Annotated in this window: 11 protein-coding genes; 5 read left to right on the top strand and 6 right to left on the bottom strand. The window is 46.3% G+C overall.

The annotated features are described in order from the left end of the window. Window positions 1–93 precede the first annotated feature (93 nt). The 3 genes from ACKU41_RS00515 to glnH all read right to left on the bottom strand — a co-directional run bounded on the left by ACKU41_RS00515 (window position 94) and on the right by glnH (window position 2,320). A complete protein-coding gene (locus tag ACKU41_RS00515) occupies window positions 94–825 on the bottom strand; it encodes an amino acid ABC transporter ATP-binding protein (RefSeq protein WP_319779428.1) in 732 nt (243 codons plus the stop codon). A gap of 4 nt (window positions 826–829) precedes the next feature. Then, window positions 830–1,498: an amino acid ABC transporter permease gene (locus ACKU41_RS00510; protein WP_321403381.1), complete on the bottom strand. Its 669-nt coding sequence runs from the start codon at window positions 1,496–1,498 to the stop codon at window positions 830–832. A gap of 78 nt (window positions 1,499–1,576) precedes the next feature. Continuing rightward, on the bottom strand, window positions 1,577–2,320 hold the full coding sequence (gene glnH / locus ACKU41_RS00505; protein ID WP_321403378.1) for a glutamine ABC transporter substrate-binding protein GlnH: 744 nt from the start codon (window positions 2,318–2,320) through the stop codon (window positions 1,577–1,579). 821 nt (window positions 2,321–3,141) lie between these two features. Between glnH and ACKU41_RS00500 the strand changes: the two genes are divergently transcribed. The 3 genes from ACKU41_RS00500 (at window position 3,142) to ACKU41_RS00490 (ending at window position 7,821) form a co-directional block, all read left to right on the top strand. Further along, window positions 3,142–5,328, top strand: coding sequence for a glutamine synthetase III (locus ACKU41_RS00500; protein ID WP_321403376.1), 2,187 nt, complete (start codon window positions 3,142–3,144; stop codon window positions 5,326–5,328). 148 nt (window positions 5,329–5,476) lie between these two features. Next, window positions 5,477–6,019 (top strand): hypothetical protein, encoded by a 543-nt coding sequence (locus tag ACKU41_RS00495; RefSeq protein WP_319779424.1) that lies wholly within the window; start codon window positions 5,477–5,479, stop codon window positions 6,017–6,019. A gap of 263 nt (window positions 6,020–6,282) precedes the next feature. Further along, on the top strand, window positions 6,283–7,821 hold the full coding sequence (locus tag ACKU41_RS00490) for a methyl-accepting chemotaxis protein (protein ID WP_321403372.1): 1,539 nt from the start codon (window positions 6,283–6,285) through the stop codon (window positions 7,819–7,821). 59 nt (window positions 7,822–7,880) lie between these two features. Here ACKU41_RS00490 and ACKU41_RS00485 read toward each other — a convergent pair whose 3' ends face one another. Together ACKU41_RS00485 and ACKU41_RS00480 are read right to left on the bottom strand one after the other, a co-directional pair. After that, window positions 7,881–8,108, bottom strand: coding sequence for a YgdI/YgdR family lipoprotein (locus ACKU41_RS00485; protein ID WP_321403370.1), 228 nt, complete (start codon window positions 8,106–8,108; stop codon window positions 7,881–7,883). A gap of 181 nt (window positions 8,109–8,289) precedes the next feature. Continuing rightward, a complete protein-coding gene (locus ACKU41_RS00480) occupies window positions 8,290–9,963 on the bottom strand; it encodes a glycosyltransferase (RefSeq protein ID WP_321403369.1) in 1,674 nt (557 codons plus the stop codon). A 150-nt stretch (window positions 9,964–10,113) separates the two neighbouring features. Between ACKU41_RS00480 and ACKU41_RS00475 the strand changes: the two genes are divergently transcribed. Beyond that, window positions 10,114–10,809 (top strand): CatA-like O-acetyltransferase, encoded by a 696-nt coding sequence (locus ACKU41_RS00475; protein ID WP_321403367.1) that lies wholly within the window; start codon window positions 10,114–10,116, stop codon window positions 10,807–10,809. A 69-nt stretch (window positions 10,810–10,878) separates the two neighbouring features. Here the strand turns inward: ACKU41_RS00475 and ACKU41_RS00470 are convergent, their stop codons facing one another. Then, complete coding sequence (locus ACKU41_RS00470) at window positions 10,879–11,139, bottom strand: GIY-YIG nuclease family protein (RefSeq protein ID WP_321403366.1); 261 nt, start codon at window positions 11,137–11,139, stop codon at window positions 10,879–10,881. Between the two features lie 361 nt (window positions 11,140–11,500). Here ACKU41_RS00470 and ACKU41_RS00465 point away from each other — a divergent pair, with 361 nt between their 5' ends. Further along, window positions 11,501–13,495: an ABC-F family ATP-binding cassette domain-containing protein gene (locus ACKU41_RS00465; protein WP_321403363.1), complete on the top strand. Its 1,995-nt coding sequence runs from the start codon at window positions 11,501–11,503 to the stop codon at window positions 13,493–13,495. Window positions 13,496–13,568 lie beyond the last annotated feature (73 nt).

The raw sequence follows: 13,568 nt of genomic DNA, 5'->3' as shown, positions 1-13,568 counted from the left end.
ATACGTCAACCTGTTCCCGTAAAACAACCTGCTACAAAAGAAAAAAAGGCAGCCCCTGAGGACTGCCCTTTGAAATTAAACTTTGATGATCAATTAGATATGGGAAACAACCTTTCCAAGAAAATCCTTCAGTCTCGGATTCTTCGGATTGGCAAAAACCTCAGTAGGATCACCTTCTTCCTGAATAATGCCCTGATCGATAAAAATCAGGCGGTCGGCAACCTCCTTGGCAAATCCCATTTCATGGGTAACCACGATCATGGTCATGCCCTCTTTGGCAAGCTGCTGCATTACTTCCAGCACCTCTCCGACAAGTTCGGGGTCAAGAGCGGATGTCGGTTCATCAAAAAGGATTACCTTGGGCTGCAACGCAAGCGAACGAGCAATGGCAACACGCTGCTTCTGGCCTCCGGACAACTGTTCCGGATAGTTATGGGCCTTATCTTTAAGGCCGACTTTGGCCAACAGTTTCAAGCCGAGTTCATCAGCATCACTCTTGCCTATCTTGCGGACTTTGACAGGACCGAGAGTCACATTCTCAAGAATGGTCATATGCGGAAAAAGATTGAACTGCTGAAAAACCATACCAGCTTCAGTACGCACTTCATTAATATTGGTAGACGGGGACATGATATCATGACCATCCACAATAATAGTGCCGGAAGTCGGCTCTTCAAGCTTATTGATACAGCGCAGTACAGTAGATTTACCTGAACCGGAAGGCCCGATAATACAGACAACTTCACCAGACTCGACCGTTAAATCGATACCTTTAATGACTTCCAGCTTCCCGAAATTTTTATGAAGGTTCTTAATCTCAATCATTTTACTACCTCCGGGAAGTATTCAGCTTTTTCTCAATGCGACGCATTACATATGCAATGGAGAGTGTCATAACAAGGTAAACACAGGCTACAGCAAGATAAACTTCAAAAGCCCGGAAGTTAACAGAGGTGATTTCCTGCCCGGTTCTCATAAGCTCACCGACACCGATGACCATAAGCAGAGAAGTATCCTTGAGGCTGATGATGAACTGGTTTCCGAGAGGCGGGATCATACGCTTAAGCGCCTGCGGCCAGACAATGTAGCGCATGGTCTGAGCACTGGTAAGGCCGATGGAACGGCCGGCTTCGACTTGTCCCTTGTTAATGGACTGGACCGCACCTCGAACGATTTCGGCGATGTAGGCACCTGAATTGACAGCAATAATAATGATACCGGCGGTCATTGGCGGAATACGCATCCCGATAGCCATAGGAACCCCGTAATAGAGAAACATGGCCTGTACAAGCATGGGAGTACCCCTGATGGCTTCTACGTAAACCCCGGCAATTTTTCGGGTAAAAAAATTACGCGATAGCTTCATCAGGCCTGCTGCGCTTCCAAATAAGAACCCGAAAACCAAACCGCCGATAGTGATCTCAACAGTAAGCTTAAGACCACGCATGAGCATGGGAAAAGTGTCCCAGAAAACTGTAGTGTCAAATGCAAATGCCATTAGGACCCCTGTTTAAAAAAGAATGAAGGGCGGCAACAAAGGCCGCCCTATTGAACACGTTAGGAATAATTGAATAAATTATTTAGGCTCAGTGCCGAACCACTTAACGTACAGTTCGCGATAGGTACCGTCCTTGCGCAGGTCCTTGAGAGCTGCATTAACTTTTGCAACAAGCTCGCTTCCTTTGGGGAAAGCAATACCGTACTGCTGGCCGTTGTAAAGAGGACCCACAACTTTAACCTGACCCTTACCTGCTTTGCGCATGAAATCAGCGATAACCGGGGAGTCAAAGATAACAGCATCAGCACCGCCGGTCATGAGTTCCATGAACATGGCGTCGTTGTTGGGGTAAAGCTTGACTTCCTTGGCATCTGCGCTCTTTGCAAAGTCAGCGGAAGAAGTGCTCAACTTGGTGGAAATAATCTTACCTTTAAGGTCTTCAATACCATTGATGGAATTGTTGTCCTTTTTAACGAGAATGAGCAGGCCGGAGTTGTAGTAACCATCGGAGAAATCGACTACTTTAGCACGCTCGGGCTTGATGGTGATACCGGCGATACCTACATCCAGCTGATTAGACTGCAGGCCGGGGATAATTCCGTTGAAATCCATGGGCTGCAGGTCGTACTCTGCACCAATCTTTTTAGCAATGGCTTCCCAGAGCTCAACATCGAAACCGGTATGCTTTCCGGTAGCAGGATCTTTAAATTCAAAAGGAGGGAAGCTGGTATCACAGGCAACAGTAAGTTTACCGGCGAAAGCAGTTCCTACCATGATTGCGGTAATCAGCGCAGCAACGATGAGTGAAAGCAGTTTTTTCATGAATCCTCCAAGACTGAAATATCATTTCTTTAAAAAAATCTTCACCAGAAATAATGAAGATAGACCGATCAACAAGAAAATAATCCGTCGATTATTTGTCGAAGGAGGAAAAATTAGCATTAAACACAACTTAATTCAAGACATTACCGACACTCACACATTATTAGAAAACTTATCAAAAACCAAAATAATGCTAACAAATCAAAAATACACGTATTTTATTTCTACTTTTTTTACTGATTTCTAAATCAATCTACCTGCGACTAAACAACAAATAACTGCAACCGCACACATTAATTATTTAAAATATACTTCATCATTAACTATCAAAAAACCGCTTCGATCAAAGATCGTTTTTCTCAAATAACTGCAAAATCAGCATGCCAAATTCAACTACGAATCATTTTTCAAAATTAAATACTGACAAGCTCAATATATTAATGTAGAAAACAAACGTTCAAAACTGATACGTTCATTCTTTCTCAAGCTCATATTTTACGAAAATTCACCACTTTCCAGATAATAACAGCCCGCATGTGGCAAATTTTATACATTTTTGTAAGCAAAACAAACACCAACACGCAGACCGAGAAAGCCAATTACAATTTTGTAACAAAGATTTATTCGACAACCAACCTATTCTACATTTTTGTAAGAACACAAACTGAACGACAGAACACTTTTTAAATTAAACACTTGAAAAAATAGAAAAAAAGTTATTAGGCACGCTAAATGCTTAGCGAAAAGAAGTTTTGATTAAAGCCCAAAATTCTCCGCCGAGCGGGGATCACCAATAAAAAATATTCAAGGAGTTTTTTCAAATGAGTTCAAACACCTCTCGTCAGGGCGCGATCACCGCAGTAACCGGCTACTCCACCCCTGAAGCTTCCTTCAGCTTTGCCGACACCAAACCCACCGAACTCTTCGGCTGCAATGTCTTCAACGACAATGTAATGAAGGACAGACTTCCCAAGAAAGTCTACAAATCCCTGAAAAAAACCATTGAAGAAGGCGCTGCAATCGATCCTTCCATCGCCGATACCGTTGCAAACGCAATGAAAGAATGGGCACTGGAAAAAGGTGCAACCCACTACACCCACGTTTTCTATCCCCTGACCGGCCTGACCGCTGAAAAACACGACAGCTTCATCTCCCCTGACGGCAAAGGCAACTGCATTGCTGAATTTGAAGGCAAGCTGCTCATTCAGGGTGAACCTGATGCTTCCAGCTTCCCCAACGGCGGACTGCGCGCCACCTTTGAAGCACGCGGATACACTGCATGGGACGTAACCAGCCCCGCATACATTCTTGAAAACCCCAACGGAACATTCCTGTGCATCCCCACCGCATTCATTTCCTGGAAAGGTGAAGCACTCGATAAAAAGACTCCCCTGCTCAAAGCATCTCAGGTAGTTAATACTTCCGCTCAGCGTATCCTGAAAATTTTCGGCGACGATTCCGGCAACCGCGTTGTCTCCAATGCCGGCCCCGAACAGGAATACTTCCTGATTGACCGCAACTTTTTCTTTGCCCGCCCTGACCTCATGATGGCCGGCAGAACCCTCTTCGGCGCTAAGCCCGCCAAAGGCCAGGAACTGGACGACCATTACTTCGGAGCAGTTCCCCGCCGCGTCCTCTCTTTCATGATGGACGTTGAACATGAGCTCTACAAACTGGGCGTTCCGGTCAAGACCCGTCACAACGAAGTAGCTCCCGGACAGTTCGAAATTGCTCCTGTATACGAGCAGTCCAATATTGCTACCGACCACAACCAGATGGTTATGACCACCCTTAAAAGTGTAGCAAAAAGACACGGCATGACTTGTCTGCTCCACGAAAAACCTTTCGCAGGAATCAACGGTTCCGGTAAGCACCTCAACTACTCCCTGAGCTGCAACGGCCACGGTTCCCTGTTTGATCCGGGCGACAATCCCACTGAAAACGCACAGTTCCTCGTTTTCTGCGCAGCTGCAATCCGCGCAGTGCACATGCACAGCAAACTCCTGCGTGCAGTAGTTGCCACCGCTTCCAACGACCACCGCCTCGGTGCAAACGAAGCCCCCCCGGCAATCATGTCCGTCTTCCTCGGCGACCAGCTTTCTGAAATTTTCAGCAAGATTCAGGAAGGTAATTCTCCGACTCCTACTTCCACTGGTTTCCTCAAAGCAGGCGTAGACACTCTGCCTCCCCTGCCCAGAGATGCCGGTGACCGTAACCGCACCAGCCCCTTTGCTTTCACCGGTAACCGCTTTGAATTCCGTGCAGTAGGTTCTCACCTCTCCATCGCCGGTCCTCAGGTTGCTCTGAACACCATGATGGCTGAATCTCTTGATTTCATCGCTGATGAAATGGAAAAAATCATGGGCGGCGACAAATCCAAGCTCAATGATGCGGTTAACAAAGTCATCAAAGACATCATGGACACTCACGGTCAGGTTGTCTTCAACGGTGACGGTTACTCTGACGAATGGCACAAGGAAGCCGTTGAAAAACGCGGCCTGCCCAACCTGCGTACCTCCGCAGATGCCATCCCCGAAATCGCTTCTCCTGAATCAGTAGCAATGTTCACCAAATACGGTGTATTCACTAAGGAAGAACTTGAAAGCCGCAAGGAAATCTACCTTGAACAGTACAACCAGGCCATCGTCACCGAGGCAGCACTGGTTACCAAACTCGCCAAGACCCACATCCTTCCCGGCGCTGTTCGCTACCAGAAAGAGCTGGCTGAAACCTGCGCTGCAATGAAAGAAATCGGCGTTGAGTTCACCACCGGCACTCTTGAAGACTTGACTGCAAAACTTCGCGGAATGCAGACTGCCAACATTGAGCTTGAAAAAATTATGCAAGCCAAGCCTGAAGGCGACGTTCTGAAAGAAGCTAGATATCTCTGCGATACTGCTCTTCCCGCAATGCTGGAAGTTCGCAAGTACGCTGACCAGCTCGAAGAAGTTGTTGCAGACGACCTCTGGTGCCTGCCCAGCTACTCCGAAATGCTGTTCATCAAATAAGTATCAATTACTGCCATATCCTTAAGCTTAGAAAGGCCCTCGTTTCGAAAGAAGCGAGGGCCTTTCATTTTACCCCCTCTTTACAAATTTTTAATTTCATATATATTTTTAAGTATTAAGTCGGGGCAACAATCCGTATGGAGGAATAATGCTTAAAAAAATACTGATGCTGATCGTTTTAACCTTCCTTTTCGCATTCACTGCCAATGCTGCATCACCTTTAACTGGAGATCAGGTTGAAAGAGTAATTAAAACGCTGGAACAACTTGACCCAATCATGGACCAGATGGATGCGGAAATAGAAGAATCTGGAGAAAGTGATGCAGACCCGCTTGACCCGGAGATGCTGCACAAGGAATTTGCCATGCTTTACGGCTACACCCCACAAGCCAAACGAATCATTGAAGCTAATGGCTTTACCTATAAAACATGGCCTGAAACAGCAGGACGTGTGGTCAAGGCGTTTGCCTCAATAGCAATGGAAGCTGACGGCAACGCCGGCATGGCAGAGCTTGAAGCAGCTATAGCCCAGATGGAAGCCGACCCCAACATGAGCTCTGAACAGAAAAAAATGATGAAAGAACACATGCTTTCATCCATGAAAACTGCAAAAGCTATGATGCAGGCTTCGGATGAAGATGTGGAGGTTGTACGGCCATATTTTGATAAATTATCAAGTACGCTGGAATAAATTAAATTTGGTACCCACTTTAAGAGGCCGTAAGGCCTCTTTTCTATCCATGGGTCCTTATGACACAGCGTATCTATCCTAAATATAAGGAGCAAAAGCAGCAACCAGCACTGTTGTAACCAAAATGTAACCTTTTGATCCACTTTTTACGCATAAACAGCATCATTAACACTAACCGAACCGGACTGATCGTTGTCAATAAACACATGGCATTGAATATGCTTATTAAATTCAGGTACTAAACTTGATTCAGGGGAGATGATATGAGCAGACGTCTATTTGCAAGTATTGCAGCCATTGCCTTTCTACTTTGTACAACATTTTTTTTCGTTCACAATCAAGTAGCTGTAATTATAGTAGCAGTTTCCATTGCAGCACTGTTACTCTTTGGTTACGTAGTACAAAGCCATTTAATTTCTCCCATCAATGATATTATCGATGAGATACGAAGAATCGCAAAAGGTGACTTCAACCCCATTCCGCATCACAACTACTTAGCGGAGCTTGGAGTTCTCGCCTCTGAGATAGAAGGTCTCAATAATATGTTAAATGAAAAAGTAGGCATGAGCGAGTCCATGCTGAATAACATCATGACCCCTATGGTAGTAGTCGGTAATGACGGTAATATCCGTTGGTTAAATGAAAGTATTGTTAAATTAGTAGAAGAAGACGGAGATACTGAAAAACATATAGGTCAGGACTTCTCAACCTTTTTCTACGGAGTAAAACAAGAAACGATTTCCGAGAAATGTATAAAGGAAAAAAAGAAGCAATTTCATAAAGGTCAGGTTGACGGTCGCAAAGGGACTACAAAGTACATTTCAGTTGCATCCTCTCCTATTTTTGATTCCAGAAAGAATCTTATGGGCGGATTCACCACTATTATGGATTTCACCAACATCAAACTGAAAGAAGATTTCATTACCGCCCAAAACGAAAAAATCGCAAAAGGGGTAGCAGACGCAAGTAAAGTTTCAGAACAACTTGCCGGCACTTCGGATGAAATCAGCTCTGAAGTTCAAAATTCCAGTAACGGTATCCATGAGCAACGGTCACGAACTGAAGAAGTTGCAACAGCCATGGAACAGATGAATGCTTCCATACTTGAAGTTTCCAAAAACTCCAGTGATGCAGCGCAAATGGCCAGACAAACTCAGGAAACTGCCAGCGACGGATCTGGACTCGTCGAAAATGTTATTAGCGTCATGAATGAAGTAAACACCAAGGCCGGCAACCTCAAACAGGAAATGAGCACCCTTGAAACCCACAGTAATGGCATAAACACCATTATGCAGGTTATCTCTGATATTGCGGACCAGACCAACCTGCTGGCTCTCAATGCTGCAATCGAAGCGGCACGGGCTGGAGAAGCAGGACGCGGTTTTTCCGTAGTCGCTGACGAAATCAGAAAGCTGGCCGAAAAAACAATGCTCGCCACTAAAGAAGTGGGCGAGTATATAAATGCCATTCAAGGCAGCTCACACAAAAGCACCACCGCAACAGAAGATACTTTGCACAGCATCCAACAGGCCACAGAACTATGTGGAAAAGCAGATGCGGCGCTCAAACAGATTCTTGAAATATCGCGAGAAACAGCCAGTCAGGTGGAAGGAATTGCCACCGCAGCTGAAGAGCAATCTGCAGCAAGCGAGGAAGTAACAAGCGCAATCGAAGCGGTAAACAGCATTGCGGCACAGACATCCGACTCCATGGAAATGGTCGCCGAAGCTGTTGCAGAGCTGGCTTCACTGGCAACCAGTCTAGACGAATTTATGAACAAGATGCAGATTGAGGAAGCTTAAAAAACAAAAAAGCCGGACCAGTTGGTCCGGCTTTTCTTATCTCGCCTAATAGTAAAACCTTAATCTTTATTCTCTTCAATCTGCTCCACATCTTCCCTCTTGATTGTAGTCTGCTGTCCATCAACATTTTCAAAAGTATATGTGTTGGAATCCTTGTCGAACTGTGGAGCACCAACGCTGACAATACTGGAGCCGTCGGTCTTAGTAATAGTATGATGTTTTGCACCACATCCAGCAAAAACCATCAGTCCAGCGCAAAGCAAACCCGCAATAAAAATATTTTTCATCTTACACTCCTTTTATGATTTAGCGACAGAATAACAAATATCCGGCTACACAACAACGCGGATCAAAAAGAATCACCTTTTTATACTCTGCTGCTATAAATACTGAATAAGAGGAGTCTACACCAAACTGGGTGGAGCCAGCCAGATTGATCAAATTTCCAACCGCTAATTATAATCTCGACTACCCAAAAGTTTGACGCATTTTTTCCACCAACGCGGAAAGCCTGTGTTCATAGGTATGTTCAGCCATAATCCGTTTGCGAGCCGCAGCAGTCACCCTGCCCCGACCGGCATCATCGACCAGCCATTTTTCCAGCAACGGGCCGATTTCAGCAATATCATTGTACGAAATAATCTCACTTCCCGGCTCAAAAAGAGCTTCCATCTGCTCCCGGTGGTCAGTAAGGACAAAACCGCCACAGGCCGGAACATCAAAAACACGCTGGTTCACTGCCCCCTTCATCTGCCTGCTGGTACAATTAAAACCGATTTTGGACATAGGATAAAAACCGGGCAGGTCATTATAATAATCCAGAGAAGGCAGGTAGCGCCAGTTCCCTTCCCCTAATAATGTTTTCCAACCTTCATCGCCTACAATAAGTGGCCTAAAAGGCAGCAGTTCGCGCACGCAAGATAAACGGTAATGCCGTGTGGCCTCCCATGTGATCAGGGCTTCAAAAGAAAGCCGGTGTTCATCAGTCGGAAAATTTTCCATCCTTTGCAACAAATCAGGATACGAATTACGCAAGAACTCTTCTACCGAAAGCTCAACACCTTCACCGAATTCCGCTGCCAGTTCCGGCACTCGACGCTGTAACCCCGCATCAAGTTCACTCAAGTGCAGATACTTATCAACCGCATGAACCATGGAATTACCAAGAAATGAAACTTCCGCCCTCCACTCTTCGCGCCCCGGTTGTCCCGGTCTGAAACGCTCAATGTCTGTTGCCAGCGGGAGATAGAAAATATTGCGGTAGCCTTTATCCCGCATTATACCGAGATTTCCGGCATCATAAGTGAATATAGCCGTCAAATCAGGCAAAACATCAGCATAACGGTAAAGGATCAGGTGGGGATTATCCACAAACCATGAGGCCAGCGGCAACTTCATTTTCAGCAGCAGATCGGTCAGACGCCCTTCCCGGTCCACGCCGAAATGGTTAACGGTCAAAGCGAAATCAGGCTTGAATTCAAGAACAGTTCGCAGCAGATCTTCGACAAATCCATCACGGACAGTATCTCCCATGCCGATATCAATACTGCAAAACTCAATATTCAAACGCTCAAGTGCAGCTGTAATTTCGCCTACTAAAAAATATGGCCGGTGGAAAAAAAGAACTCTTGGCTTTTTGTTTCTGAATTTCGGATACGCAACCTCAGACCAGAAATCCACAGAAACAGGCTCAGACTCATCTTCAAGAGTATTGCCGATAGCAGAATACCATTCCCGGTCCAGACGCTGGTATAGTGGTATCTTTACCAATTTCAGAGGAGCGTTGCCATTGGAAGCCCTCCATTCACGAACCTTGTTCAGAACCTGTAACGGATCACCGCTAAGCCATAATACCTGAGGATGATTCCGATACTTATCTGCCCCGGAAGATTCTGCAATCAACGGATCATTATCCAGCACCGCCACAGGACCTGATTTCAAGAGTTCAGCAATACATACGCCAAGCCCGGAACCGAGCAGCACAGGCAGATTTCCCGAAGCCACCGTGGCAGCAAGGGCCTTTTCACGCTCCGCCCCACTGCGGCCCCAGAGGTGCCACTTCTTGCCGTCCACATGGATGCGTACATCCACCACCTGCCCCTGATTCAGCAAAGGTTCAACATTGTAGGTTCGTTTCGACATTCTGATTATGTATGTCATTACAGCATACTGTGACAATGCTTGATTGGTATTTTTTTAAATCCGTAATGAACAGTTTACTACCCGGCCCTTCATTCGCTATAGCTCTACCAACAACATTCACCTAACATTTCAAATATAATGAGATAAGCAATGGATATCATGAACAAAGCCCTGACCCCCCAAAGCAAAATGGAATTGCTTGACATGGAAACCTGGGAACGAGCTGAACACTATCTTTTTTTCAGCTCGATGAGCAACAGCCAGTATGGCTTCACTGTACAGCAGGATATTACCGGGCTTTGCAATTACCGCGAAGGGATTAACAATGGATCCACCAAAATCCGCTTTTCATCCATGCTTTACTACCTCGCAACCCGTGCGGCCAATAAAATCCCCGAATTTCGCACCCGAAGAGTAGAAGGCAAGCCTGTTATCTTCGATGTGATCCACCCGGCTTTCACCTATATTCCCAAAGGACGCAACCTGCATGCAAACTGCCTGTGTACCTTTGATAAAAATTTCAAAGAAACGGCTGCCAACATTGAAATAGCCCGTCATGCTTCAGATGAGAATCCTACCCTAAACCCAGCAGGCGGCGACAAACAACATTTCTTCTATTTCAGCGTGGTAAACGGAGTTGGCTTTACCGCCGCAAGCAACCCCTGGGGCGATACTGAAGATTCAGCACCGCGAATACTATTCGGAAACATTGTCCAAAATGAATCCGGCCAAAAGATTATGCCCGTATCAGTAGAAGCCCGTCACGAATTCATGGACGGCAAACATTTCGGAGAATTTTTCAGTAGATTCGATACGATGTGTAAAGATCCGGGGAAGTACCTGTAGGTCAACAGGCAACCGGCAAAGGATAGTTTATAATATACCATGCAAAAACCGGCTTAAGCTGCATTCAAATCAATCTTTAGTTGCTAACTCTTTTAAAAAAAGAACTTTCTGCCCAGCACGCTTTTGCTTAACAGCGTACTCAGCGCGATAGGCAGCACGCTTATCCGGAAAGGCTTCGTATGCTTCCATGGTCGCCGGAAGACGGCAGCGGGTGTATTTGGCCCCGGTTCCGGCATTATGTTCTTTCAACCTGCGCTCAGGATCAGTTGTGACTCCGCAATAAAGTGATTTATCGCTGCAACGCAGCAGATAGACGTACCATGTGCTCATGAATTGGCAATAACGTCCTCAAACAGTTTGGTCAAAGACAAATAAAAGCCGGCAAAGTCCTGCAAACGGCCTCCGTTCAGGACATATTTTCAAGCCCTGCACTAAAGGTCTATCCATAATCCACGGCAGAGGAATTATTGACAAAATTAATAACAAATACAATTGAATCTGCCTGCACACAAAAAAAAATCTGAAGCCCGATTTAACTTGCTTTCTAAGCTGCATACATATAATTTCTTCCGCTTACCCAGTCTATGATCGCAACTGCCTCCTTTTCTGAGGCTCGTGCATATATACGCAAAATATCATTTAATTTTCTGCCTTTTATGAAAGAGACGGCAGCCCTGCCCCCGGAGACAAGATGCCAAAAATTACTATTTCATCCCTTGAAAAATCATATAACGGCGAAGATCTTTTCAGCGATCTTTCATTTGAAGTAAGCGCCGGGATGCGTCTTGCTGTCGCCGGACCAAACGGTTGCGGTAAATCCACCCTGCTCAAGCTGATTGCCGGTAAGATTGAACCGGATGCAGGTGTACTTTCCATCTCCAAAGGCGCTCGGCTTGGCTATGTTGCACAGGAACTTACCGGGGATATTCTTGAAAACAACCTGCTCAGCTGGGTTCTTTCCGCCCTGCCCTCGTGGAACAATCTCTGGGAGCAATGGGAAAAAGCCGGGCAAAAAAATGATCAGGCGCTTATGGAAAAACTTTCCGAAAAGCAGGCCGAGCTTGAACACCAGTTCGGCTATAACCCTGAACATAAAGCCCGCACCATCCTGACCGGACTGGGCTTCTCCGAGCACGACCTGCTTAGCAAAATCAAGGAACTCTCCGGCGGCTGGCGGGAACGCGCCAAACTTGGCCGGGTGCTGCTGCAGGGTGCGGACCTGCTCCTTCTGGACGAACCAACCAACCATCTTGATTTGGAAGCTGTCGAATGGCTGGAAAGCTACCTGCTATCCTTCCGTGGCGCGGTAATTTACGTGGCCCACGACCGTATTTTTCTGGATAAAGTCGGAACTCACGTACTTTTCCTCGGCTCAGGACGCCCCACTGTGCGGCGCGGTAATTTCACTGAATTTCTTAAATGGCAGGCGGAAAACGCAGAACAGCGCAGCCGCGAAGCAGCCAAGCTTTCTGCACGTATCGAAGCTGAAAACTCATACATTAACCGCTTCCGGGTCAAAGCCCGCAAAGCAGCTCAAGCCCAGTCCAAGATCAAAAAAGTTGAAAAGTTGTCCAAAGAGCTGAATAAAATTCAGGAAGAAGCCGACCTCAACCGTTCCGGCAGGACCCTGAGTTTTCGTCTCCCGCCAACTTCACGTGGCGACAAAGCCGCTATCAACGTAGTTGATCTTGAATTCTCCTATGACGGAAAACCGCCGTCCATCTGGCCCCTGCTCAACTTCCAGCTGTTCCGTGGCAAAAAAGTTGCTTTGGCTGCTCCCAACGGAGCCGGTAAATCCACCCTGCTTAAGGTTATTATGGGAACTCTGAAGCCTAATGCAGGCTTCGCCAAGATAGGGCAAAACACGTCACTTGCCTATTTCAGCCAGCATCAAAGTGATATTCTACGCGATGAAGCCACAGCTCTTTCCGAAATCAGGCGCCTCTGTGACCCGGACACTACCGAGGAACAACTCAAAAGTGTGCTCGGACTCTTTCTGCTGGGCGAAGGATACTTCGAACGCAGGGTTTCAGCCCTTTCCGGCGGTGAAAAAAACAGGCTGATCCTCGCATCCCTGTTCCTGTCACGGGCCAACCTGCTCATCCTTGACGAACCCACCAACCATCTGGACCTTGAAAGCCGTGAAGGTCTTATCCGGGCTTTGAAAGACTATGACGGAACCCTTTTCTTTGTAGCGCATGACCGTTACCTGCTTGGAGAAGTCGCTGACGAAATCTGGGCGTTGACTGATTCGGGAATCGAAACTTTTTTTTCTTTTGAAGAGTACGATAATTATCGTAAAGAAAAACTTGCAGCACCAGCTGGCCAATCTGAATCAACAGGATCAGACGACAGCTACAAACCTGCCAAACGCAAGCTGAGCAAGGAAGATAAACGCCGTCAGGCTGAGATTCGTAATGCCCTTTACAAAGAGCTTAAGCCAAAGAGTGCCGAGTATGAAAAGCTGGAAAAAGACCTTGAAAAGACCTTGCTAGATCAGGCAACCATGGAAGAACAGCTAAATGATCCAGAACTGTACAATGACGGCGCCGCGGCAGTTGAATTAAATTCCCGATATACCGAAACCTGCGCCTGGGCCGACGAGCTGATGGAAAAAATGGCTGTGCTTGAAGAAGAAATCGCCGAACTGGAAGAACGTAAAAAGCAACTTTTGGAAGAGGGTTAGCCTCCGGTGCACTCCGGGATCCCAATAACCCTTTGAAAAGGTTTCTCTGGACACTCCTAAACTTTTTATCAAG

This window comes from Maridesulfovibrio sp. (genome assembly GCF_963678865.1).
In the GTDB taxonomy this organism is placed as follows: Bacteria; Desulfobacterota; Desulfovibrionia; order Desulfovibrionales; family Desulfovibrionaceae; genus Maridesulfovibrio.
This window is presented reverse-complemented; position numbering and strand designations above follow the sequence as displayed.